The sequence below is a fragment of the Pelagerythrobacter marinus genome (assembly GCF_034375205.1).
In the GTDB taxonomy this organism is placed as follows: Bacteria; Pseudomonadota; Alphaproteobacteria; order Sphingomonadales; family Sphingomonadaceae; genus Pelagerythrobacter; species Pelagerythrobacter marinus.
This window is the reverse complement of record NZ_CP139719.1, coordinates 483,511-507,500: the sequence shown is the minus strand read 5'-3', so window position 1 is coordinate 507,500 and position 23,990 is coordinate 483,511. Positions and strand designations below refer to the sequence as shown.

22 protein-coding genes are annotated in these 23,990 nt (G+C 69.6%); 10 read left to right on the top strand and 12 right to left on the bottom strand.

Features of this window, described 5'->3' with window-relative positions; all coding sequences use genetic code 11:
• The first annotated feature begins 319 nt into the window (after nt 1-319).
• The 4 genes from T8T98_RS02345 (at nt 320) to T8T98_RS02330 (ending at nt 6,435) form a co-directional block, all read left to right on the top strand.
• The gene (locus tag T8T98_RS02345) at nt 320-1,852 is read left to right on the top strand and encodes a lipopolysaccharide biosynthesis protein (protein ID WP_251104191.1); all 1,533 of its coding nucleotides are present in this window, start codon (nt 320-322) and stop codon (nt 1,850-1,852) included.
• 111 nt (nt 1,853-1,963) lie between these two features.
• On the top strand, nt 1,964-2,941 hold the full coding sequence (locus T8T98_RS02340) for a retroviral-like aspartic protease family protein (RefSeq protein ID WP_251104192.1): 978 nt from the start codon (nt 1,964-1,966) through the stop codon (nt 2,939-2,941).
• Nucleotides 2,942-2,997: 56 nt separating this feature from the next.
• A complete protein-coding gene (locus T8T98_RS02335) occupies nt 2,998-4,815 on the top strand; it encodes an ABCB family ABC transporter ATP-binding protein/permease (RefSeq protein WP_251104193.1) in 1,818 nt (605 codons plus the stop codon).
• Nucleotides 4,816-4,929: 114 nt separating this feature from the next.
• Nucleotides 4,930-6,435 (top strand): SulP family inorganic anion transporter, encoded by a 1,506-nt coding sequence (locus T8T98_RS02330; protein ID WP_251104194.1) that lies wholly within the window; start codon nt 4,930-4,932, stop codon nt 6,433-6,435.
• A 31-nt stretch (nt 6,436-6,466) separates the two neighbouring features.
• Here the strand turns inward: T8T98_RS02330 and T8T98_RS02325 are convergent, their stop codons facing one another.
• The 4 genes from T8T98_RS02325 to T8T98_RS02310 are packed head-to-tail and all read right to left on the bottom strand — an operon-like array spanning nt 6,467 to nt 9,276.
• The gene (locus T8T98_RS02325; protein WP_251104195.1) at nt 6,467-6,871 is read right to left on the bottom strand and encodes an ACT domain-containing protein; all 405 of its coding nucleotides are present in this window, start codon (nt 6,869-6,871) and stop codon (nt 6,467-6,469) included.
• Nucleotides 6,871-8,172, bottom strand: a complete 1,302-nt coding sequence (gene hslU / locus T8T98_RS02320) for an ATP-dependent protease ATPase subunit HslU (protein WP_160732026.1) — start codon at nt 8,170-8,172, stop codon at nt 6,871-6,873. The genes T8T98_RS02325 and hslU overlap by 1 nt, the downstream gene beginning before the upstream one ends.
• A gap of 27 nt (nt 8,173-8,199) precedes the next feature.
• Nucleotides 8,200-8,760 (bottom strand): ATP-dependent protease subunit HslV, encoded by a 561-nt coding sequence (gene hslV, locus T8T98_RS02315; RefSeq protein ID WP_160732025.1) that lies wholly within the window; start codon nt 8,758-8,760, stop codon nt 8,200-8,202.
• A gap of 48 nt (nt 8,761-8,808) precedes the next feature.
• On the bottom strand, nt 8,809-9,276 hold the full coding sequence (locus tag T8T98_RS02310; RefSeq protein WP_237486649.1) for an outer membrane protein assembly factor BamE: 468 nt from the start codon (nt 9,274-9,276) through the stop codon (nt 8,809-8,811).
• A gap of 166 nt (nt 9,277-9,442) precedes the next feature.
• Here T8T98_RS02310 and T8T98_RS02305 point away from each other — a divergent pair, with 166 nt between their 5' ends.
• Nucleotides 9,443-9,961 (top strand): ubiquinol-cytochrome C chaperone family protein, encoded by a 519-nt coding sequence (locus tag T8T98_RS02305; protein ID WP_251104196.1) that lies wholly within the window; start codon nt 9,443-9,445, stop codon nt 9,959-9,961.
• The gene (locus T8T98_RS02300) at nt 9,958-10,476 is read left to right on the top strand and encodes a YceD family protein (protein WP_251104197.1); all 519 of its coding nucleotides are present in this window, start codon (nt 9,958-9,960) and stop codon (nt 10,474-10,476) included. Before T8T98_RS02305 ends, T8T98_RS02300 begins: the two co-directional genes overlap by 4 nt.
• A 27-nt stretch (nt 10,477-10,503) precedes the next feature.
• Here T8T98_RS02300 and ssb read toward each other — a convergent pair whose 3' ends face one another.
• From ssb to T8T98_RS02270, 6 genes are all read right to left on the bottom strand, one after another.
• Nucleotides 10,504-11,052, bottom strand: a complete 549-nt coding sequence (gene ssb / locus T8T98_RS02295) for a single-stranded DNA-binding protein (protein WP_251104198.1) — start codon at nt 11,050-11,052, stop codon at nt 10,504-10,506.
• Between the two features lie 121 nt (nt 11,053-11,173).
• Nucleotides 11,174-11,584, bottom strand: coding sequence for a nuclear transport factor 2 family protein (locus T8T98_RS02290; protein ID WP_160732021.1), 411 nt, complete (start codon nt 11,582-11,584; stop codon nt 11,174-11,176).
• Between the two features lie 131 nt (nt 11,585-11,715).
• On the bottom strand, nt 11,716-12,138 hold the full coding sequence (ndk, locus tag T8T98_RS02285) for a nucleoside-diphosphate kinase (RefSeq protein ID WP_160732020.1): 423 nt from the start codon (nt 12,136-12,138) through the stop codon (nt 11,716-11,718).
• 93 nt (nt 12,139-12,231) lie between these two features.
• On the bottom strand, nt 12,232-12,729 hold the full coding sequence (locus tag T8T98_RS02280) for a hypothetical protein (protein ID WP_251104199.1): 498 nt from the start codon (nt 12,727-12,729) through the stop codon (nt 12,232-12,234).
• A gap of 41 nt (nt 12,730-12,770) precedes the next feature.
• Entirely contained in the window at nt 12,771-13,214 is a 444-nt protein-coding gene (locus tag T8T98_RS02275; protein ID WP_160732018.1) for a DNA polymerase III subunit chi, read from the bottom strand.
• 10 nt (nt 13,215-13,224) lie between these two features.
• The gene (locus T8T98_RS02270; protein ID WP_251104200.1) at nt 13,225-14,682 is read right to left on the bottom strand and encodes a leucyl aminopeptidase; all 1,458 of its coding nucleotides are present in this window, start codon (nt 14,680-14,682) and stop codon (nt 13,225-13,227) included.
• A gap of 114 nt (nt 14,683-14,796) precedes the next feature.
• Between T8T98_RS02270 and T8T98_RS02265 the strand changes: the two genes are divergently transcribed.
• The 4 genes from T8T98_RS02265 to rsmA all read left to right on the top strand — a co-directional run bounded on the left by T8T98_RS02265 (nt 14,797) and on the right by rsmA (nt 20,513).
• Nucleotides 14,797-17,187 (top strand): LPS-assembly protein LptD, encoded by a 2,391-nt coding sequence (locus tag T8T98_RS02265; protein WP_251104201.1) that lies wholly within the window; start codon nt 14,797-14,799, stop codon nt 17,185-17,187.
• A gap of 130 nt (nt 17,188-17,317) precedes the next feature.
• Nucleotides 17,318-18,646, top strand: coding sequence for a peptidylprolyl isomerase (locus tag T8T98_RS02260; protein WP_160732016.1), 1,329 nt, complete (start codon nt 17,318-17,320; stop codon nt 18,644-18,646).
• A complete protein-coding gene (gene pdxA / locus T8T98_RS02255; protein ID WP_251104202.1) occupies nt 18,643-19,668 on the top strand; it encodes a 4-hydroxythreonine-4-phosphate dehydrogenase PdxA in 1,026 nt (341 codons plus the stop codon). The genes T8T98_RS02260 and pdxA overlap by 4 nt, the downstream gene beginning before the upstream one ends.
• Complete coding sequence (rsmA, locus tag T8T98_RS02250; protein WP_251104203.1) at nt 19,665-20,513, top strand: 16S rRNA (adenine(1518)-N(6)/adenine(1519)-N(6))-dimethyltransferase RsmA; 849 nt, start codon at nt 19,665-19,667, stop codon at nt 20,511-20,513. The genes pdxA and rsmA overlap by 4 nt, the downstream gene beginning before the upstream one ends.
• A 48-nt stretch (nt 20,514-20,561) precedes the next feature.
• Here the strand turns inward: rsmA and T8T98_RS02245 are convergent, their stop codons facing one another.
• Nucleotides 20,562-21,443, bottom strand: a complete 882-nt coding sequence (locus T8T98_RS02245; protein ID WP_251104204.1) for an OmpA family protein — start codon at nt 21,441-21,443, stop codon at nt 20,562-20,564.
• Nucleotides 21,444-21,692: 249 nt separating this feature from the next.
• Nucleotides 21,693-23,792, bottom strand: a complete 2,100-nt coding sequence (locus tag T8T98_RS02240) for a malate synthase G (RefSeq protein ID WP_251104205.1) — start codon at nt 23,790-23,792, stop codon at nt 21,693-21,695.
• Between the last annotated feature and the right edge of the window lie 198 nt (nt 23,793-23,990).

The window sequence follows — 23,990 nt, the reverse complement described above, 5'->3', positions numbered from 1 at the left end:
GGTGGAAACCGTCAGCGCCGCGTCGGTGAGAGGCCATCTAGGTGGGGTTCGGGATTCGGTCAACGCCTTTTTGCAATTTTGTTTCGTTTTTTCGCGAAACCCGCAGAAATCCGCGGTTTTCGAAGCCAACTTTCTCGCCGGGCCGAGCGCGCCTCCGGGCCGAATCCGACGCCGGACGCCCCGATTCAGCGATTCAGACCCGAATCCGCCCCCTCGCCCGGCACCGATTCCGGTCGAATCCGGCCGGCGCCCGGCCCGAATCCCTTTCCGTGCCGCCCCGCACAGCGAATCTTCACCTTTCGCGGTTAACGCCGCGCTCGTGAAAGAGATTAAGCATTCGATGACCGGGGGCGACGCCGCGTTCGCCGACCGCGTGCGGCGCGCGCTCGCGTGGCGCTGGGGCACGCAAGTGCTCGCACAGATCATAACCTGGACATCCACCATCCTGGTCGTGCGCCTGCTTTCCCCCACCGACTACGGCCTGTTCGCCATGGCGCAGACCGTCATCACCGCGCTCGCCTTCCTCAATGGGCAGAGCTTCGCCACTTCGCTGATCCAGGCGGACAAGGTGGACGAGCGCCGGATCGGCCAGGTCTTCGCCCTGCTGCTGATGCTGAACGGCGGGCTGGCCGCGGTCCAGTTCCTCATGGCCCCGCTCGCCGCCGACTATTACGACGAGCCGCTGATTGCCGACATGCTGCGCATACAGGCGCTCATTTTCCTGACGATTCCCTTCTCCGCCCTGCCGCAGGAACTGCTGGCGCGGCGAATCGAGTTTCGCAGCCAGGGCCTGGTCAACCTGGTCTGCGCCGTCGTCGGCGCGACCACCGCGCTTACCCTGGCCTGGTACGGTTTCGGCGTCTGGGCGCTGGTCTATGCCCCGATCGCCATGTTCACGACCCGCGCGATCGGCCTGACCCTGGCCGCGCGAATCCTCGTCAGGCCGGTCTTCGACCTGCGCGGCGCGGGCGACCTGATCTCTTTCGGCGGGGCGCTGACGCTGTGCCAGCTGTTCTGGATCGTGCAGAGCCAGAGCGACATCGTGATCGCCGGCCGCGCGCTGGAGACCCACGATCTCGGTCTTTATTCCGAGGCGCTGTTCCTGACCCTGATCGTCACCGGCCGGTTCCTGCCCCCGATCAACGAGGTCGCCTTCCCCGCCTATGCCGAACTGCACAAGGCCGGGCGCGCGCTCGCCCCCTATTTCCTGCGCAACGCGCGGATGGTCCTGCTGGTCGTCGCGCCCGTATATGTCGGCCTGTCGCTCACCGCGGAGCCGGCGATCCTCACCCTGTTCGGCAGCAAGTGGGCCGAAATGGCGCCATTCGTATCGGGCCTCGCGCTGGCCATGCCGTTCTTCGCGCTGCAGATCATCTGTTCGCCCACGACCAATGCTATCGGGCGCCCGCGCATATATCTGACGACGGCCTTCTGCGGCGCGCTGATCTTCCCCGCGCTGTTCCTGGCCGGGATCCGTTTCGGGCCGCTCGGCCTCGTCTATGCCTGGTGGATCGCGGCGCCGATGCTGCTCGCTGTCACCCTGGCGCTGACCCTGCCCGCGATCGGCGCGCGCCTGCGCGATCTCGTGGCGGCGATCGCCCCGGTCGCCGCGGCCTGCGGCGTGATGGCCGCGGTGGTGATCGCGGCATCGCCGCTCGCCGCCGATTGGTACCCGGTCGCGCAGCTGGCATTGCTCGGCTTCGTCGGCGCGGCTGCCTATGCGCTCGTGCTCTGGTTCGTCTGGCCCCATGTCGTGCGCGACGCCTGGGCCATGTTGCGCCAGCGCCCCGCGCCGGGGGAGGAGCAGCCCGCCGCGGCCGAGCCGGCCGTCGCCGGTTCGCCGAACGGCTGATCGCGCGCGCCCCGGCCCGCGCCCGCCATCGGCGGTGCCGTGAGCAGGCGGGCGCGATTAGGCCGCTCACCCCGTCTATGGTATATTGCCCCACTTCGTGGGGAGAATGCGATGCCGTTCCCGATGCTGCCCGCGGCCGCGCTGCTGCAGATCGCCGCGCCCGAGCCGATCCAGACCCCGCCGCCGATCGCGGAGCCCGACACGGCGGAGACTTCCGCCGCCCTGCTCGACCGGATCGCCGCCGCCGGGGGCGAGACGATCGAAAGCCGCACCGACTATTATCAGCGCATGACCGTGCCGGTCACGATCGAGGGCCAGGGGCCGTTCCGGTTCATGATCGACACCGGCGCGCAGGCGACCGTGGTGACCCACGGGCTGAAGACCCGGCTCGGCCTGCCTTCGCTGGGCAGCGCCACCGTCGTCGGGATGGCCAGCGCGCGCGAGGTCGAACTGGTCGAGCTGAACGGGCTGGAATTCGCCGCGCGGACATTCGACGACATCCATGCCCCCCTGCTGGAGGCGCGGCACGTCGGCGCGGACGGGATCCTGGGGCTCGACAGCCTGCAGGACCTGCGCGTCCTGATCGATTTCCGCGAGAACACGATCGCGGTCGACGATGCCGAGGCGCTGGGCGGCAATCGCGGTTACGAGATCATCGTCCGCGCGCGGCGCAAGCTGGGCCGGCTGATCATCGCCAATGCCCGGATCGACGGGATCCGCACCGCGGTGATCATCGACACCGGCGCGCAGGGCAACCTCGGCAACCTGGCCCTGCAGAAGCGCCTGCGCGCGAGGAAGCGCGACGAAGTCCGCACGACCGACGTTCACGGGGCGGAACTGGTGGGCAAGCTCGACTTCGTCGAATCGCTCAGGATCGACAAGTTCCAGCTGGCCAATGTCCCGGTCGCCTTTGCCGACGGGCCCGCTTTCGCCGCGCTGGGGCTGGCCGACCGGCCGGCGCTGGTCCTGGGAATGCGCGACCTGCGCCTGTTCGACCGCGTGGCAATCGATTTCGAGGCGCGGACCGTGCTGTTCGACGTGCCGCGCGGGGTGGCCACCCGCTCGCGTTACCAGCACGGCCGATTCTAGGCCGCCGGCCCGCCCCGCCATTGCGCTGTCGCGGGGGGATGGCCACATAGCGCGCGATGCCGCGCGACACCCCTTCCCCGGCCACCGGGCCCGCCGATGGCTGGGCGACCATTCGCCGCTTCCTTCCCTATCTATGGCCCCGGGACAACCCGGCGCTGCGGCGGCGGATCGTCGGCGCGCTGGTGCTGGTCCTGCTGGCCAAGGGAACGACGCTGGCCCTTCCCTATGCCTACAAGCGGGCGGTCGATGCGATGACCACGCCGGCGAACGAGGTCGCGATGGTCGCGATCGCCTTCGTCCTCGCCTATGCCGCCGGCCGCTTTGCCAGCGTCGTGTTCGACAACTTGCGCAACGTGGTCTTCGAACGCGTCGGCCAGGAGGCGACTCGCCACCTGGCGGAGGATACTTTCGCCCGGCTGCATCGCCTTTCGCTGCGTTTCCACCTCTCGCGCCGCACGGGCGAAGTCACCAAGACGGTCGAGCGCGGGACCAAGAGCATCGATTCGATGCTCTATTTCCTGCTGTTCAATATCGCCCCGACCGTGATCGAGCTGATCGCGGTGGCGGTGATCTTCTACCTGAATTTCGGCTGGGGCCTCGTCCTCGCGACGGCGCTGACCGTTGCGGCCTATGTCGCGGTGACCCGCTGGATCACCGAGTGGCGCGCGCGCCTGCGCAAGGAGATGAACGATCTCGACGGCCAGGCCCTGTCGCGCGCGGTCGATTCGCTGCTGAACTACGAAACGGTGAAATACTTCGGGGCCGAGGGGCGCGAGCGCGAGCGCTACGGGCAGGCGGCGCGGGCCTATGCCGAGGCGGCGATCCGCAGCGAGAACTCGCTCGGCCTGCTCAACGTCTCGCAGGCACTGATCACCAACCTGCTGATGGGCGGAGCCATGGCCTATACCGTCTGGGGCTGGAGCCAGGGCGAACTGACCACGGGCGACCTCGTCTTCGTCAACACCTACCTCGCCCAGCTCTTCCGCCCGCTCGACCTGCTCGGCTGGGTCTACCGCACCGTGCGCCAGGGGCTGATCGACATGGCGGCGATGTTCGAACTGATCGACACCCCGGCCGAAGTGGAGGACGCGCCCGGCGCGCCCGCCCTCGTCGTGCGCCGGCCCGGCGTCGCGTTCGAGAACGTCGTCTTCGGCTACGAGCCGGGGCGGACGATCCTGCAGGGGCTGAGCTTCGCGGTGCCGGCCGGGGCGCACGTGGCGATCGTCGGGCCTTCGGGCGCGGGCAAGTCCACGATCGCGCGTCTTCTCTTCCGGTTCTACGATCCCCGGTCCGGCCGGGTGACGATCGACGGGCAGGACATCGCGCAAGTGACACAGGCCAGCCTGCGCGCCGCAATCGGGATCGTCCCGCAGGACAGCGTGCTGTTCAACGACACGATCGGGTACAACATCGGCTATGGCCGCGCCGAAGCGACGCCCGAGGCGATCGAGGCGGCCGCGCGCGGTGCCGCGATCTGGCCGTTCATCGAAAGGCTGCCGGCGGGCCTCGACACCGAAGTCGGCGAACGCGGCCTGAAGCTTTCCGGCGGCGAGAAGCAGCGGGTCGCCATCGCGCGCACGCTGGTGAAGGATCCGCCGATCCTGCTGCTGGACGAGGCGACGAGCGCGCTCGATTCGCGCACCGAGCAGGATATCCTCGCCACCCTGCACCGCGTGAGCCGCGACCGCACGACGATCTTGATCGCCCACCGCCTCTCGACCATCGCCGGCGCGGACGAGATCCTCGTTATGGACCGGGGCCGCCTGGCGGAGCGCGGCAGCCATCCCGCGCTCCTGCGTGCAGGCGGGCTCTATGCGGAAATGTGGCGGCGCCAGCAGGCGGAAAAGGCAGCACCGGCGGGCCAATCCGGCTGAGGCCGGGGCACGTTGCGGGGCAGCGCCGGGTTGCACCGCGCGCCACTATCGGTCAGGGGCCTTGCTGCATCGCAGCATCGCCGCCCCCGCGCGGCCAGTTACGGACCCATGCCAATGATTTCCACCGCCGCGCTCAAGCGCGATTGGTTCGCCCAGCCGCGCGCAGACATTCTCGCCGGGATCGTCGTCGCCCTCGCCCTTATTCCCGAGGCGATCGGTTTCTCGATCATCGCCGGGGTCGATCCGCGCGTCGGTCTCTACGCCTCGGTCGCGATTGCCATGGTGATCGCCTTCACCGGCGGGCGTCCCGGCATGATCTCGGCCGCGACCGCGGCTGTGGCCGTGGTGGTCGTGCCGCTGGTGCGCGATCACGGGGTGGAATACCTGTTCGCCGCGACGATCCTGATGGGCATCTTCCAGGGCATCGCCGCGCTCCTGCGGCTGGACCTGCTGATGCAGTTCGTCTCGCGTTCGGTCATCACCGGCTTCGTCAACGCGCTGGCGATCCTGATCTTCATGGCGCAGCTGCCGCAGCTCGATCCCACAGCCGACGGAATCGGCTGGATGACCTACGCCATGGTCGCCGCCGCGCTGGCGATGATCTACCTCATCCCCAAGATCTTTACCGCCGTGCCCAGCCCGCTGATCGCGATCATCGTGCTCACCGCGCTGTCGATCTGGATCGATGCGCCGGTCAACACGGTGTCCGACATGGGCGAACTGCCCGAGGGCCTGCCCTATTTCGCGCTGCCCGACGTTCCGCTGACCTGGGAAACGCTGGCGATCATCGCGCCCTATTCGGCGACGATGGCGGCGGTCGGCCTGCTCGAATCGCTGCTCACCGCGCAGATCGTCGACGACATGACGCATACCGGAAGCAACAAGCGCCGCGAGAGCGGTGGCCAGGGCGTGGCCAACATCGTCGCCGCATTCTTCGGCGGCATGGGCGGCTGCGCGATGATCGGCCAGTCGGTCATCAACGTCGCCAGCGGCGGGCGCGGACGCCTGTCGACCTTCACCGCGGGCCTGGCGCTGCTGATCCTGCTGGCCGTGCTGGGCGATCTCGTCGGCCAGGTGCCGATGCCGGCGCTGGTCGCGATCATGATCATGGTCTCGATCGGGACGTTCAGCTGGAACTCGATCCCCAATATCGGAAAGCACCCGTGGCAGAGCTCGGTCGTGATGCTGGCGACCGTGGCGGTCGTCGTCGCCACGCACAATCTCGCGCTGGGCGTGCTGGCGGGCGTAATCCTGTCGGGCGTGTTCTTCACCCACAAGGTGATGACGATGTTCGAGGTCGTGCGCGAACGCGACGGCGAAACCGCGGTCTATCGCGCAAAAGGGCAGATCTTCTATGCCAGCGTCGAGCGCTTCGAGGCCGCGCTGGGCCCCGAGAGCCTGCAGCCCGATCCCGCCGACCACGTGATCATCGACGTGTCGAAAGCGCATTTCTGGGACATCAGCGCGGTCGGCGCGCTCGACAAGGTGGTGGAGCGGATGCGCCGCAACGGTCGCAGCGTGAAAGTCGTCGGCCTCAACCGCGCGAGCGCCGACCTGGTCGACAAGTTCGCGCTGACCGACAAGACCGGCGTGGAGATAGGCCTCGCGCCGCATCCCTGAGGAAATAGCCGCAGGAACGCCGTCCCAGCCGCTACTTCAGCGACGCCGCCAGTTTGCGCAGCACGTCCATTGCCTCATCGGCGCGGGCGGAAGGCACGAAGGCGTGATCGTGATGCAACGCCGCGACCACGTTGCAGGCTATGCCCGCTTCGGCCAGCGCACCCGACACGGCGGCGGTCAGGCCGACGCCTTCGAGGTCGGAATGCACCATCAGCGTGATGCGCGCGAAGTCAGGGCCTTCGATGCCCAGCTCTTCGGCCAGGGCGGCGGGGACGATCGCGGTTACGCCCTCATCCTCGCGGAAGGTGCCGATGGCCGTGCCGAGCAATTGCGGGGCGGTGTCCGGGCTGACGAGAACGAAGCGCCAGATGCGCGGGTCGAGCCGGGGCTGCATGGCGGCGATCATCGCGCGGCCATCGCGCACCCGGCCCGCCATCACAGGATATATTTGCTGAGGTCCGCATCGCCGGCGAGGTCTTCCAGCCGTTCGCGGACATAGGCGGCATCGATCGTCACAGTTTCGCCGCCGTGTTCCTCCGCCTCGAAGCTCAGTTCCTCCAGCAGCTTTTCCATCACCGTCTGCAGGCGCCGCGCGCCGATGTTCTCGACACTCTCGTTCACTTGCGCAGCGATGCGGGCGATTTCCTGCACCGCGTCCTCGCCCAGTTCGAGCGTGACCTGCTCGGTTCCCAGCAGCGCCTTGTACTGCGCGACGAGGTTGGCCCGCGTTTCGCTGAGAATGCGGACGAAGTCCTCCTCGGTCAGCGCGCGCAGCTCGACGCGGATCGGCAGGCGGCCCTGCAATTCGGGCAGCATGTCGGACGGCTTGGCGACGTGGAACGCGCCCGATGCGATGAACAGGACATGGTCGGTCTTCATCGGCCCGTACTTGGTCGAAACCGTCGTCCCTTCGATCAGGGGCAGGAGATCGCGCTGCACGCCCTCGCGGCTGACCGATCCGCCGCGCACGTCGCTGACCGCGATCTTGTCGATCTCGTCGAGGAACACGATGCCGTTCGTCTCGGCATTTTCCAGCGCGACCCGGGCGACGTCGTCCTGGTCCATCCGGCGTTCGGCTTCCTCCTCGACCAGCTTGTCCCACGCGTCGGGAACCTTGAGCTTGCGCCGCTTGAGGTTCTGCTTGCCCATCGCCTTGCCGAGCATGTCGGACAAGTTGATCATCCCGACATTGCCGCCCATGCCGCCCAGGTCGAACGGCATCTGCGGCGCTTCCTCGACCTCGATCTCGACCTCGACGTCGTTCATCGCGTTCTGGACGATCCGTTCGCGGAACGATTCGCGCGTCGCCTCGCTGGCGTTTTCGCCCACCAGGGCCTTCAGCAGGCGATCCATCGCCGCCTTCGACGCTGCCTCGCGCACGGCCTCGCGCCGGCGATCCTTCTCCAGCCGGATCGCTTCTTCCACCAGGTCGCGCGCGATCTGCTCTACGTCGCGGCCGACATAGCCGACCTCGGTGAACTTGGTCGCCTCGACCTTCACGAACGGGGCATCGGCCAGCCGGGCGAGGCGCCGGCTGATCTCGGTCTTGCCGCAGCCGGTGGGGCCGATCATCAGGATGTTCTTGGGCGTCACCTCATCGCGCAGGTCGGGCGAGAGACGCTGGCGGCGCCAGCGGTTGCGCAGGGCCACGGCCACGGCGCGCTTGGCGTCCTTCTGGCCGATGATGTGCTCGTCCAGCGCGGCGACGATCGCCTTGGGGGTCAGTGCTTCGGTCATGGAATTCAACAATCCGGTCAGGCGGGATCAGACGGTTTCGACCGTCACGTTTCCGTTGGTGAACACGCAGATATCGGCCGCGACGGCCATCGCCTTGCGGGCGATCGCCTCGGCATCGTCTTCATAGGCGTCGAGCGCGCGCGCGGCGGCAAGCGCATAGTTGCCGCCTGAACCGATCGCCGCGATCCCGGCGTCGGGTTCCAGCACGTCGCCATTGCCGGTCAACACCAGCAGGGCATCCTTGTCGGCGACGATCATCAGGGCTTCGAGATTGCGCAGGTACTTGTCGGTGCGCCAGTCCTTGGCCAGTTCCACCGCGGCGCGCATCAGTTGCCCGCTATACTGCTCCAGCTTCTTTTCCAGCCGTTCGAACAGGGTGAAGGCATCGGCCGTGGCGCCGGCGAAACCGGCGACGACCGCGTCGTCCTTGCCGATCCGGCGGACCTTGCGCGCATTGGGCTTCATCACGGTGTTGCCCATGGAGACCTGCCCGTCCCCGGCGATCACCGTCCGGCCGCCTTTCCTGACACCGATGATGGTGGTTCCGTGCCACTGGATCAGGCCGTGGCTCGCCGCGTTGTCGCTCATGCCGGGCGATATGGGGTGGGTGCCGCGCCGGTCAAGCGACGCGCCCCCTCAGGTGCCCGGGCCGCCGCCGCCGACCCCGGCCGCGCCGACCTGGCCGATATTGCCGAACAGGTCCTCGAAGAAACCGCGCTCGCGCCCCAGCGTCGGCGTCTCGTCGCCGTCGGGATCGAGGTAGACGACTTTCTCCAGCCCCGACTGTTCGGCCGCCACGACATTGCCGCCGGCATCGAAAGAGACGGCCAGCACCGAGTGTTCGCGGATCGTCGGGCTGACGAAGGGCCGGCGCCCGGTGACGCTGGAGACATAGTACCAGGTCGTCTGGCCGAACTGGCTGGTGAACGTCGGGCGGCCCAGCGTCGCGGCGACCGACTGCTGGTTGTCGATCCCCGGCTGGATCGCGCTGACGAGGACCGGGTCCTGGATATAGCCGCGGTTTTCGCGGATCGCGCTGCACCCGCTCGCCGCCAGCGCCGCCGCCATGACAGCTGCCGCGCCGAGAACCTTGCCTGCCTTCATCGAGAAACCTTCCGAATTCGTCGCCCGCACCTTTGCCAGCCGCGGAGAAACCCTCTATCGGCGCGAGCCTTACGGCGATGCGCGCGCGCTTGCAACTTTGCCGCGCGCAGGCACTGGGCGCGGCGGGTTGAATTGCCGCTGAACATTCGGGCAGGCAGCACGGGCAATGTCATTTCTTGCAGGAATTTTCGGGCGGCGACGCGATCCGCGGGACGCTCTCGTCCCCCTCTGGCGCGCCGTGGTCGCGGCCGCGCGACAACCGGAATGGTATGCCGAATGCGGCGTGGCCGACAGCGAGGAAGGCCGCTTCGACATGCTCAGCGCGATCATGGCCGCGGTGATCGTGCGGATGGAGCGCGACGGGCACCTCCATCCGCAGACCGCGCTGCTGACCGAGCTTTTCGTCGAGGATATCGAGGCGCAGCTGCGCCAGCAGGGGATCGGCGATCCGACCCTGGGCAAGCGCATGGGCAAGCTGATGAGCGCGCTGGGCGGCCGGATCGGCGCCTATCGCCCCGGCCTGTCCGCCGGCGACGAGGCGGCCCTGGCGAGCGCGGCGGAGCGGAACGTGACCTTCGCCGGCACCGCGCGCGGCGAATGCGTGGCGCGGCGGCTGGCGGCGTTCCATCGCCGCCTCCAGCAGACCCCCGACGACCGCCTGCTGGCGGGGGAGATCGGACGATGAGCGACAGCGAGATGTCCCGCGTCGTGCCGCTGCGCCAGGCTGACGGCCAGTCGATGACGGTCGAGGCAAGCGCGCAGGAACGCGCCGCGCTGGCGCGCCGTTTCGCGATCGTTTCGGTCGACAGCCTCTCGGCCGACGTCGCGCTCGAGCGCGAGGGGAGCGAGGTCGCCGTGTCCGGCCGGCTCGCGGCCGAGATCGTGCAGACCTGCGGCGTTTCGGGGGAGGATTTTCCCGTCCGGATCGAGGAGCCGATCGCGCTGCGTTTCGTCCCCGAGGTCGTTCGCAGCGTCCCCGATGAAGAAATCGAGCTGGAAGAGGCCGAGCTGGACGAGATCGAGTATTCGGGCGACGCCTTCGACCTGGGCGAAGCGATCGCGCAGACGCTCGGCCTCGCGATCGATCCCTATGCCGAGGGGCCCAATGCCGATGCCGCTCGCAGGGAAGCGGGGATCATCTCGGACGAGGCGCCTTCCGGCCCGCTGGCCGACGCGCTGCGCAAGCTGCGCGACGGCTGAATTTAACAGCCGGGCTCCGGCGCCCCGTCAGAACGGGATATCGTCGTCGAGATCGTCGTAGTTGGCGCCGCCACGCGATCCCGCGCCGCCCTGGCCCCCGCCGCCCTGGCCGCCACCGCCCGGGCCGCCGCCACCCTGGTTCCAGCCGCCGTCGTTGCCGCCGCCGCCCTGGTTCCAGCCGCCGGCACCGCCGCCGCCACGCTGGCCGCCGCCACCGCCGCCGGGCGCGCCGTCGAGCATTGTCAGCGTGCCGTTGAAGCCGCGCAGGACGACTTCGGTCGAATAGCGATCCTGCCCGTTCTGGTCCTGCCACTTGCGGGTCTGCAGCTGGCCTTCGACATAGACCTTGGACCCTTTGCGCAGGTAGTTCTTTGCGACGTTGATCAGCCCTTCGGAAAAGATCGCGACGCTATGCCACTCGGTCCGTTCCTGGCGCTCGCCGGTATTGCGATCCTTCCACTGTTCGCTGGTCGCAATGCGCAAGTTGCACACCGCGCCGCCGTTCTGGAACTCGCGCACTTCGGGATCGGCGCCGAGATTGCCGATCAGCATGACTTTGTTGAGGCTGCCCGCCATTGGAATCGCTTTCCTCTCGATTTCGTGGGCAGGGGCTTAGCCAATGGCTCGGGAGCGCGCCACCCCGGGGCCGCGCCAAACTGAAGATAGTTTTCGCACCGTGCCGCGCGCCGGCTACGGTTCAGCGCAGCTCCGCCCCGCGCGCCGCCTCGGGCATCAGGATGCGGGCGAGCGCGGGCGAATCCTCGCCATAGCTCTGCCAGTGAGTCAGCTTGCCGCCTTCGGCCCGGGCCCGCCAGAGCGTATCGTGCGAGAGCCGTTCCTCGCGCGCGGAGGCCCGCCCTTTGAGCAGGACGTCGCCTTCGTGCATGACGATCTTCATGTCGTGCAGCTTGTAGTCCGGATCCAGTTCGAAGAGGCGGCGCGTCGCGGTCGCGAAATTGCGGCGCCCTTCGATCCATTCGCCCCGGCTGTCGACGTAGCGGACATGCTCGTCCAGCAGGGCATCGACCCTGTCGGCATCGCGCGCATTGAGCGCGTCGACGTAGAGCTTGACCACCTTGACCGGCTCCGGCGTGTTCCATTCGAACATGGTTCGACCTTCCCGCACCGCCCGTTTTCGGCCGGATCCCTTAAACGGCCGTCAGGCGATACGGGCGCGACCCTACCACGCCCGGTCGAGTCGCGCCTAATGTCGAGTGCCAGGCCGTGGCCCGGGCGGGGTCAGCCGACGATTTCGTCTTCGTCGAAGAAGAAGTCGATCTCGATCTTCGCGTTCTCGTCGCTGTCGGACCCGTGGACCGAGTTCGCCTCGATGCTTTCGGCGAACGTCTTGCGGATCGTGCCCTCGGCCGCGTCGGCCGGGTTGGTCGCGCCCATGACGTCGCGGTTGCGCTTGACCGCGTCCACGCCTTCGAGGACCTGGACCACGACCGGGCCGCTGGTCATGAACTCGACCAGTTCGCCGAAGAAGGGGCGTTCCTTGTGCACGGCGTAGAAGCCCTCGGCCTGTTCGCGCGTCATGCGGATGCGCTTGGACGCGACGACGCGCAGGCCGGCGTCTTCCAGCATCTTGGTGACCGCGCCGGTCAGGTTGCGGCGGGTGGCGTCGGGCTTGATGATCGAAAAGGTGCGGGTGACCGCCATGGGGTGTTCCTTCGGTGTCTGAAGAATGCGGGAAACGTGCGGCGGCCCACTAGCCGCGGCTCGCCCCTGCTGCAAGCCCGCTTGGCCGGCGGCTCAGTCGAACGCCTCGCCCACCATCAGCTGGGCGGTGGTCGGCCCGTCGGCGGAAGGCGTGGCGGTAAAGCTGAACGGCGAGCCGTCGGACGCCTTGCCGCCGATCATCCGCATCGAATCGGTCGTCATGTCGAGTGTCAGGTCCACCCCGGCGCCCTCCGCCTGGCGGCGGTAGAAGGCGATCATCGCCTCCGGCGCGGCATCGGCCTCCATCGTCAGCAGGGCGCCTTTCGATCCCGGTTCCTCGAACACCGTGTTGGCCGTGACCTGCGCGCCGGGGTAGACGGTGAACCCGTCCGGCAGGTCCACCGGCACGTCCGCGCCCGATCGCATCGTGGCGGTGCCGTCGGCGGTTTCCATCCGCGCCGAAACGCCCTCCCCCGCGGTATCGACCGCATATGTCCCCGATTCGCCACCCTGCGCGCCGGGCACGGGATCGCTGCCGCAGGCGGGCAGCAGCGGCAGGAACGCGACGATCGCCAGTCTCTTCATGGCCATTCTCCCCGGTCGGGAGGAGCCTAGGCCCCGCGCGGCAAAGATCAACGCCTGCGGACCCACTTGCCCGCCTCCAGCTCGTGGAACTCGCGCGTCACGTCGTCGCGGTCGTCGAACCGGCGCCAGACCTCGCGCGCGGCGGCGCGACCCGCCTCGTCGAAGAACAGGAGGACGCGATCGAAGTCCTCGGCCTCCGCCCGCCACACCCCGTCGGCCAGCGCGGCCACGCGCGCGCCGTTATCCGCGCGGCAGGCCTGCGACAGCAACACCGGCTGGTGCGCGGCATGGGGCTGGTCCGCGCGGCCATTGGCGAGGAAATCGTCGGGCGCGTGTTCCCACAGCGCGCCGCCGACCCGGCCGAGCAGGTCGGCATCCTCGGCCACGATCAGCAGCCGCTGCCCCTGCCGCATCGCGGCGCGCGCGATCAGCGGCAGGACGCGTTCGACAGGCTGGCCCGGCGCAAGATAGAACCCGACGCGCAAGGCCACCCGGCCCGCCTCAACCTTCGAGCGTGCTGCGCACGAAGCGGTCGATCAGCCGCGCGCCATAGCCGGTTGCGCCCTTGTCCCAGGTCGCGCCGGGCTTGTCCGCCCAGACCATGCCGGCGACGTCGCAGTGCGCCCAGGCCACGCCCTTGTCGATGAAGCGCTGGAGGAACTGCGCCGCCGTGATCGAGCCGGCGGGACGCGGGCCGACGTTCTTCATGTCGGCGATCTGGCTGTCGATCAGCTTGTCGTAGGCCGGGTCGAGCGGCATGCGCCACAGCTTGTCGCCGCTGGTCCGGCCCGCGGCCAGCAGGTCTTCGGCGAGGCTGTCGTCGTTGGCGAAGACGCCGGCGTGTTCGCTGCCGAGCGAGATCACCATGGCCCCGGTCAGAGTCGCGAAATCGACGATCCGCCGGGGGGAGAATTCCTTCTGCGCCCAGTGCAGCGCGTCACACAGGACCAGCCGCCCTTCGGCATCGGTATTGAGCACCTCGATCGTCTGGCCCGACATCGAGGTGAGGATGTCGCCCGGGCGGATCGCGTTGCCATCGGGCATGTTCTCGACCAGGCCGACGACGCCGACGACATTGGCCTTCGCCTTGCGCCGCGCGATCGCGAGCATTCCGCCGACGACCGCGCCCGCGCCGCCCATGTCCCACTTCATGTCTTCCATGCCCGCCCCGGGCTTGAGCGAGATGCCGCCGGTGTCGAAGGTGACGCCCTTGCCGACGAAGACCGTCGGCGCCTCGTCCCCGCCGCCGTTCCAGCGGATCGCCAGGAGGCGCGACGGCTGGGCCGAGCCCTGCCCAACGCCGAGCAGCGCGCCCATGCCGAGGCGCCCCATCTCGTCCTCGTCCAGCACGATCAGCTCGGCGCCGGTATCGGCGAAGGCCGCCTGGCATTTCTCGACGAAGCTGACCGGATAGACCTTGTTCGGCGGCTCGGTCACCAGTTCGCGGGTGAACTCGACCCCGTCGGCCAGCGCGCTCTCGACCGACCAGGCCGCCTCGCTGCCCTCGGCCGCGCCGACCACGACGATCTTCTCGAGCGAGCGCTTCTGCTCGTCCTTCAGCCGCGTGCGATAGGCATCGTGCCGCCAGGCGCGCAGGCGCAGGCCCAGCAGCACGGCGGCGACGTCCTGCGCGCGAAGCCCGCTGCCCGACAGGTCGAGCGCGAGCGTGCTTTCGCCCGAGGTCAGATAGCGCGCGGCGAGCGCGGCCCCGGCCTTTTCCAGGTTGGCCGTGCGGCCTTCGGCCCCGGGTTCGCCCGCCCCGGCCAGCGCCACGCGCACGACCGTGCCGCCGCGTTCCACGAACCCTTCGAACAGTTCGCCCGCCCGGCCCTTGAAGCGCGCCGAACGCGCCCCTTCGGCGAGCGGCGCCTCGATCCCGTCGGGCAGGCCGTCCTTGTCGGCGACGAGCGCGATCAGCCGGGTTCCGGCCGGGAGACTGGGGGAAAACTCGAAATTCATGAAAACTCCAGGAATTTGCTGTGCGCGCCCGTTCTGGCGCCTGGCTGCACCGGGCCATCGGGGCGAATTGCGATGGCGATTGCGATTAGGCGCGACCGGTGCAATAGGCAAGCCATGCTCCCCGCCGTGCCGACCGCCCCGCAAGCCGAGAAACGCCGCTTGCCGCGGGCTGCGTGGCTGGCGGGCGCGGCGCTGGCCGGGCTCGCCGCGATGCCCGCCGCCCGGGCGCAGGACGGGCCGCCCCCTGCCCCGCCCCCGGGCGGGGAAGCGCAGGATGGGACCCCGGGGGCAGGCCCCGATGCGGCCGCAGACGACCTGCTCCGCACCCCCGCGCCGCCGGCCCCTGCATCGCCCCCGGCCGGGCAGGACGGCCCTGGACCCGACGCGCCGACCGGGCCGAACGAGATCGCGTTCGAGACCGACACCCTGTCCTACGATTCCACCGGCGACGTCGTGACCGCCAGCGGCAATGTCGTGCTGCGCAGCGCCGACCGGTCGGTGCGCGCGGACGAGGTCACGTGGAACCGCGCGACCGGGCAGATCGTCGGCCGCGGCAACGTGCGCTTCGTCGACGAGGAGGGCAATCAGCTCTACACCTCGCGCATCGAGCTGACCGACGAGTTCGAGGCCGGCGCGATGGAAGACCTGCTGCTGGCCCTGCGCGAAGGCGGGCGGCTGGCGGCCGAAGCCGGCGCGCGCGGCGACGACGGCACCGTGATCCTGTCGCGCGCCGCCTATACCGCCTGTGCGGTCGAGGATGCCGCCGGATGCCCGAAGGACCCGAGCTGGCGCGTCACCGCCGACCGGGTGGTCTACGACCCGGCCGACAACCGCGTGCGCTTTACCGGCGCATACCTGGAGATCTTCGGCGCGCGCCTGCTTCCCCTGCCGGGGCTCGCGATCCGCACCGACGGGCGCGCGGTGTCCGGCTTCCTCGTGCCCGACCTGCGGGTTTCCGAATCGAACGGCGTCGAAGTCAGCGGCAGCTATTACTGGCGGGTCGCGGACAACAAGGACCTGACGCTGGGCGCGCATGTCTTTACCGAGGCCCCGCCGATGGCATCGGCGCAGTGGCGGCACCTGACCGGCAGCGGCGCCTACCAGATCACCGGCTACGCCACCCACAGCAGCCGCATATCCGACTTCACCGGCGCCGCCGTTTCGGAAAGCGACCCGCGCGGATACCTGTTCGCCAACGGCCGGTTCCAGTTCGATCCGCACTGGAGCCTGACCGGCTCGCTGCGCCTCGCCAGCGACCGCACATTCCTGCGCCGGTACGACATCAGCCGCGACGACCGCTTGCGCTCGACTTTCGACGTGGAGCGGATCGACGACGATTCCTACCTCTCGATCGCCGGCTGGGCGACCCAGACCCTGCGCATCGGCGTGCCGCAGGGCGAAGTGCCGGTGGCCCTGCCGGTGATCGACTATCGCCGCCGCCTGGCCGATCCGGCGGGGCTGGGCGGCACGCTGGAGTTTCAGCTCAACTCGCTCGCGATAATGCGCGACGAGGGCCAGGATACCCGGCGCGCCTTCGCCGGCGCGCGGTGGGACCTGAAACGGATCACCGGGCTGGGCCAGGTCGTGACCCTGACCGGGATGGTGCGCGGCGACGTCTATCACAGCGACGAGAACGCGCTGACCGAAACCGCCGTCTATCGCGGCAACCCGGGCTGGGAAACGCGCGGCATCGCGGTCGCCGCGATCGACGTCGAATGGCCTTTCGTGGGCGAGCTTCTGGGCGGCACGCAGGTCTTCACCCCGCGGGTGCAGTTCGCCGCCAGCCCGCCGATCCGCAACCTCGACGTCCCGAACGAGGATTCGCGCGCGATCGACCTGGAGGATTCCAACCTCTTCGCGCTCAACCGCTTTCCCGGGTACGACCGGGTCGAGGACGGGGCGCGGGTCACCTACGGGTTCGACTGGGAACTGCAGGTCCCCGACTGGCGCGTACGCACGACCGTGGGCCAGACCTACCGGTTCGACAAGGATCCGGGCGTCTTCATCGACGGCACCGGCCTCAGCGAACGGGTGTCGGACTTCGTCGGCCGGACCGAAGTGCGCTTTCGCGATTTCCTCAGCTTCACGCACCGCTTCCGGCTCGACAAGGACAACTTCGCCGTGCGCCGGAACGAGCTGGACGCCAGCATCGGCAGCAAGCGGACATATGCCGAGATCGGGTACCTGCGGCTCGACCGCGACATTGCCGAGGAGATCGAGGATCTCCAGGACCGCGAGGAACTGCGCCTCGCGACCCGGATCGCCTTCGCGCGCTACTGGTCGATCTTCGGCGCGGGCGTGTTCAACCTGACCGACCGGCAGGAAGACCCGACGCTGACCTCGGACGGCTTCGACCCGGTGCGGACCCGGCTGGGCATCGCCTACGAGGACGACTGCCTCGAACTCGGCGTGACCTGGCGGCGCGACTATACCGACGCCGGCGATGCCCGGCGCGGCGACACGTTCCAGTTCTATTTCGCGCTGCGCAACCTCGGCTTCCGCTAGGCCGACCATCGCGATTGGCACTGCGGCGCAAGTGCGCTATCCGGCCGGTCACTCAGCTTCGGTTAAGTCGCCCGCTGCGACAGGCCGGGGCCAATGCAGGCGCCGCAGCGCGCCGTAACGGGATGTACACGTGATCGAATTCAGGTTTTCCAGGTTGCTTGCCGGGCTTGCCGCGCTGACCCTTTCCGGCACGCCGCTCGCGCTCCACGCGCAGACCGCGGCGTCGAGCGCGCTCGACATTCCCGAAGACGCATCGCTGCTGCAGGAAAGCGATCCCAACGTCCGCACGGCCACTGCCGTGGTGAACGGCACGGTCATCACCCGGACCGACATCGAACAGCGGCTGGCCCTGCTGCTCGCCTCCGCCAACCTGCCGCCCGAACAGATGCAGGCGGCGCGGATGCGGATCTTCCGCAACCTGATCGACGAGACGCTGCAGATCCAGGCGGCCGAGGCGCAGGAAATGCCCGTCACCGACCAGGAGGTGGAGGCCCGCTACGTCGATATCGCCCGGCGCAACGGGCAGGAAGCGGCCGGGATGGACGAGGCGCTGCGCGCCATGGGCTCCTCCCCCGCCTCGCTCAAGCGGCAGATCCGGGCCGAGCTGGCCTGGCAGCGGCTGCTGAGCCGGAACGTCGCGCCCTTTGTCAACGTCTCGGCCGAGGAAGTGAAGGAAGTGCTCGCCCGGCTCGAGGCCGATCGGGGCAAGGAAGAATACAGGCTGGGCGAAATCTACCTCGCCGCCACGCCCGCCAACCGCGAGGCGGTGCGCCAGAACGCGCTGCGGATCGTCGAACAGCTGCGCCGCGGCGCCGATTTCTCGGTCTATGCGCGCCAGTTTTCCGAGGCGACGACCGCCGCCAACGGGGGCGACCTCGGCTTCGTGCGGCTGGAAACCCTGCCCGCCGAAATGGCCACCGTCGCGCGCGAGATGCAGCCGGGCCAGCTGGTCGGCCCGTTCGAGATCCCCGGCGGGTTCGAAATCCTCTACCTGATCGACAAGCGCACGATCGGCATGCCCGATCCGCGCAACGCGATCCTCAGCCTGAAGCAGATCTCGATCACGTTCCCCCCGGGGGTGAGCGAGGCCCAGGCCGGCGCGCGGGTCGAACAGTTCACCACCGCCGTGCGCAACTTGAGCCGGTGCGACGATGCGGAGCGCGTCGCGGCAGAGATCGACGCCGAAGTCGTGACCAACAACGGGATGCGGCTGGGCCAGCTGCCCGAACCGCTCCAGCCCGCCCTGCTCGAACTCCAGGTGGGGCAGACGACGCCGCCGTTCGGCTCGATCGAGGAAGGCGTGCGCGTGCTGATGCTGTGCGGCCGCCAGGACCCCCAGGCCGACGGCGGCCCGACGTTCGACCGGATCATGGCGCAGATCGAGGACGACCGCATCGCCAAGCGCGCGCAGAGCTATCTCCGCGACCTGCGCAACGACGCCTACATCGAGTACAATTGACCGGTCCGCGTCCCGGCCCGCTGGCAATCTCGCTGGGCGACCCGGCGGGTATCGGGCCCGAACTGATCGCCGAAGCCTGGCGCCGGCGCGCCGGGGCGGACCTGCCGCCGTTCGCCGTGACCGGCGGGGCCGAGGCCCTGCGCGCGGCCGCAGCCTCGCGCGGGATCGCCCTGCCCGTCCAGCCGATCGCCGACCTGGCCGAAGCGCCCGGCGTCTTTGCCCGCGCCCTGCCCGTGCTGGGCGCGGCGGACGGGGACTGGGCGCCCGGCTCGCCCTCGGCCGAAGGGGCGCGGCTGGCGTTCGATTCGCTGGCCGCGGCGACCCGGCTCGCGGCCGAGGGACAGGCCGCGGCGGTGGTGACCGCCCCGGTCGCGAAAGGCTGGCTGGCACGGGTCGGCTTCGACCATCCGGGGCAGACCGAATATGTTGCCGCCGCCTGCGGCTTGGCCCCGGGCGACGCCGTGATGATGCTGGCCGGGCCGAACCTGCGCGCGGTGCCGCTCACCGTGCATGTCCCGCTCTCCGAAGTGCCCGCCAGCCTCTCGCAGGACCTGATCGTGCGCCGCGCGCGGATCGTGGCCGCGGCGCTGGCGCGCGATTTCGGCCTCGCGCAGCCGCGGCTGGCCGTGGCGGGCCTCAACCCCCATGCCGGGGAAGAGGGGCGCTTCGGCGACGAGGAAACGACGATCATCGCCCCCGCGGTGGCGCAGCTGCGCGACGAGGGGATCGAGGTCACCGGGCCGCACCCGGCCGATGCCCTGTTCACCCCGCGCGCCCGCGCCCGCTACGACGCGGCGCTGTGCATGTACCACGACCAGGCGCTGATCCCGCTCAAGGCGCTCGATTTCGACGAAGGGGTCAACGTCACGCTGGGCCTGCCGCTGGTACGCACGAGTCCCGATCACGGGACCGCGTTCGACATCGCGGGCAAGGGGCTGGCCGATCCCGGCGCGATGATCGCCGCGATCGCCATGGCCGGCGCCTGCGCCGCCCGGCGCGCGGGGGCCCGGGCCCGGTCATGAGCGCCCCGCCAGCCTCGCCGCCGCCCCCGCCGCCCCTGCCCCCGCTGCGCGAGGTGATCGCGCGCCACGGGCTCAGCGCGTCGAAGGCGCTGGGGCAGAATTTCCTCTTCGACGCGCAGTTGCTGGGCCGGATCGCGGCGATCCCGGGGCCGCTGGACGGCAGGGCCGTGCTGGAGATCGGCCCTGGCCCCGGCGGGCTGACCCGCGCGCTGCTGGCGGCCGGGGCACGCGTCACCGCGATCGAGATGGATCGCCGCTGCCTGCCCGCGCTGGACGAACTGGCGCAGGCCCACCCCGGCCGCCTTCGCGTGGTCGAAGGCGACGCGATGCGGATCGATCACGACGCGCAAATGGGCGAGCCTTACGCGGTTGTCGCCAACCTGCCTTACAACGTCGGCACCGCGCTGCTGGTGCGCTGGCTGGGCGCGGCGGCCTGGCCCCCGCGCTGGCGCAGCCTCACGCTGATGTTCCAGCAGGAAGTCGCCCAGCGGATCGTCGCCCGGCCGGACAGCGCGGCCTACGGGCGGCTGGCGGTGCTGGCCCAGTGGCGCAGCACGGCGCGGCTGGCCATGAAGGTCCACCGCAGCGCGTTCACCCCGCCGCCCAAGGTCATGAGCGCGATCGTCCACCTCGAGCCCGCAGCCATGCCGGAAGGGGTATCGCCGCGCGTCCTGGAACGGGTGACCGAGGCCGCCTTCGGCCAGCGGCGCAAGATGCTGCGCCAGAGCCTGAAGGGCCTGCCCGGCGCGATCGAGGCGCTGGACGCGATCGGGATCGATCCCCGGCGCCGGGCCGAGACCCTCGCGGTGGAGGAATTCGTCGCGCTCGCGCGCGGGCTTTCGTAATGCGCGGCAGCCGCGCGGGGCAGGCCTGCGCCCGCCCCGCGCGCCCGGTCACAGGCCGTCCACGCTCTTGCTGACGAGGATGTTCACCGCCACGCGACGGTTCTGCGCCTTGCCTTCCGGCGTCGAGTTGTCGGCCAGGGGATCGGCCTCCGCCATGCCGGTCGGGGTCAGCATCCGGTAAGGCGCCCAGCCGCAGGCCTGCTGCAGGTGGTTGACCACCCGGCTGGCCCGCCGTTCGCTGAGCTGCTGGTTGAATTCCTGGCTGCCGGTCGAATCGGTATAGCCGACCACCAGCATCAGCGCGTTGTCGGTCGCTTCCGCCTGGGCGGCGGTGGCGCACAGGTCCGCCTTGGCCCGTTCCGACAGGCGGGCCTTGCCCACGTCGAAATGAACGTTGGTCGTGCCCTTGATGTTGTACTTGTCGATATCGCCCATGCGGCCGCGCAGGGCCTCGGTCGCGGCGGCCTGCTCGGCGAAGCCCTGGGCCGTGCCGCTGCGGATCATCGAGGCGATGCGCAGGTCCTTCTGCTTCAGCGCGACCTTGCTGGCGATCAGCCCCTCGCCCCATTCGACCGTCTCGACCGAAACGGGCAGTCCGTTGAGCAGGGCATCGGGGCCGAGACTGTCGCGGTCGAGGCCGAGGAAGCCGCCGCGGGCGCGGATCTCGGTCGCCTGGCCGACCGCCACCACCGTGCGCGTCCCGTCTTCGGCGGTGACCTGCACCCGGTCGCCGTCGCGCGCGGAAATGACGCCCTCGATCTCGGGCCCTTCGGGAAGGCCGGCGAGATCGGCCGGAAGCGAGCCGTAGACGGTCGTGACGTATTCGCCCTCCGGCGCGTCGTGCGGCTGCGCGTGGACGGCGCCCGACGCCGATACCGCAAGCATCGCCAGCAGGAAGCGGCCCCTGGGCCTTCTGGAATTCGGATTCATGTACGCTACTCCTTGATCTGCACCGGCCGGCCTGCGCGAGCCCGACCGTCGAGACCCCCCTTGTTCTTCGGGCGCCGGCAGCGGGCAGCGCATGGTCCGCCCCCGCCGGTGCCGGGGACAGGGCTGTTCAGCCCGGCCTTGCCGGCCGATGAACGCCGTGCATCCGCGGCGCCCGACACGGGCGGCCCGGGCGCGAGGTGCGATGAACCGTTGCCCTGCCCCCCGCGGGGCGCGAAGGCGCGCGAATGGTCAGCCGCGCTTGGCCACCGCGCGCCAGTGGTGCAGCAGCGGCTCGGTATAGCCGCTCGGCTGCTCGACGCCCTTGAACACGAGGTCGCAGGCCGCGCGGAAGGCGGGGCCGTCCTCGTTCCCCGTCAGCGGGACATAGGCGGGGTCGCCGGCGTTCTGGGCATCGACCTTGGCCGCCATGCGGCGCAGGCTGTCCATCACCTGTTCGCGCGTGCAGACGCCGTGGAGCAACCAGTTGGCCATGTGCTGGCTGGAAATGCGCAGGGTCGCGCGGTCTTCCATCAGGCCGACATCGTGGATGTCGGGCACTTTCGAACAGCCGACCCCCTGGTCGATCCAGCGCACGACATAGCCGAGCAGCCCCTGCGCGTTGTTGTCCAGTTCCTCGCGCACTTCCTCGTCCGACCAGTTCGCGCCCTCGGCGAGCGGGATCGTCAGCAGGGCGTCGAGGCCCGGCGCCCCGCCCAGTTCGCGCTGGACCGCGAAGACATCCTTGCGGTGATAGTGCAGCGCGTGGAGCGTGGCCGCGGTCGGGCTGGGCACCCAGGCGGTGTTGGCCCCGGCTTCCAGGTGGCCGATCTTCTGTTCCATCATGTCGGCCATCATGTCGGGCGCGGCCCACATGCCCTTGCCGATCTGCGCCTTGCCCGAAAGCCCGCAGGCCAGCCCGATCGCGACATTGCGCCTTTCATAGGCATCGAGCCAGGCGCTGGCCTTCATCGCGCCCTTGCGGATCATCGGCCCGGCCTGCATCGAGGTGTGGATCTCGTCCCCCGTACGGTCGAGGAAGCCGGTGTTGATGAACACGATCCGGTCCTTCACCGCGTGGATGCAGGCCGCCAGGTTGGCGCTGGTGCGCCGTTCCTCGTCCATAACGCCGACCTTGATCGTGTGCCGCCCGAGGCCCAGGAGATCCTCGACCGCGTCGAACAGGTCGTTGGTGAACGCGCACTCCTCCGGCCCGTGCATCTTGGGCTTGACGATATAGATGCTGCCGGTGCGGCTGTTGCCGAAGCGCGTGTGCCCGCCGACGTCGAGCGCGCCGATCGCCGCGGTGAAGACCGCGTCCATGATCCCTTCGGGCATCTCCTCCCCGCCCGGCAGGGCGATGGCCGGGCTGGTCATCAGGTGGCCCACGTTGCGCACGAACAGCAGGCTGCGCCCCGGCAGGCTCCGCTCGTTGCCGTCGGGAGCGGTAAAGGCGACGTCGCCGGCGAGAGCCCGGGTGACGCGCCGCCCGCCCTTCTCGAACGATTCGCTCAGGTCGCCGCGGATCACGCCCAGCCAGTTGCGATAGGCCAGCGCCTTGTCCTCGCCATCGACCGCCGCGACCGAATCCTCGCAGTCGCAGATCGTCGTCAGCGCGGATTCGAGCATCACGTCGGCTATCCCGGCGCGGTCGTCGCGCCCGACCGGGTGGTCGCGGTCGATCACGACCTCAATATGCAGGCCGTTGTTGACGAACAGCGGCCCGCGCCCCGTGCGCCCCGCGTATTGCGCCGGGTCCGCCAGCGCGATCTCGTCCGAAAGGTCGGTCACCTCGCTCCAGCTGCCGGCGGCGAGCGGCACCGCCTGGTCGAGGAACTGCCGCACGCGGGCGATCACCGCCGCACCGCGTTCCGCGTCGTAGCCGCCGGGCCGCGGCGGTGGCGCGTCGAGCGCGTCGGTGCCGTAGAAGGCATCGTAGAGGCTGCCCCAGCGCGCATTGGCCGCGTTGAGCAGGAAACGGGCGTTGAGCACCGGCACGACCAGCTGCGGGCCGGCCATCGTCGCGATCTCCGCATCGACGTCGCGCGTGCCGATGGTGAACGCCCCGGGCTCTTCCACCAGGTAGCCGATGTCGTGCAGGAACGCGCGATAGGCCGCCGCGTCGTGCGGCCGGCCCCGGCGTTCGCGGTGCCAGGCGTCGATCTGCGCCTGCAGTTCCTCGCGCCGTTGCAGGAGCGCGCGGTTGCGCGGCGCGAAGCGTTCGGCAATCGCGGCGAAGCCGCGCCAGAAGGCCCCGGCATCCCGCCCCAGCACGGGCAGGACATCGTCTTCCAGCAATGTCGCAAGCGCAGGGTGGACCTGCAATCCGGCACGTTCGATCTTGTCGCTCATTCGTCCTCACTCGTTACTGGCCGCACGAAAACACTACGTGCGCGATCATGGCAGTATCCCGGGGAGGAGGACAGGACGCGCTATGGCCAAGCCGGGGGCGGATTGCAACGCCGCGGTGGCACGGGGGTGGACGGGCGGCCGCGCGCGGCTAGAATCGCACTTATCCAGACCGCGCCGGCCGCTACGGGTTCTGCCGGG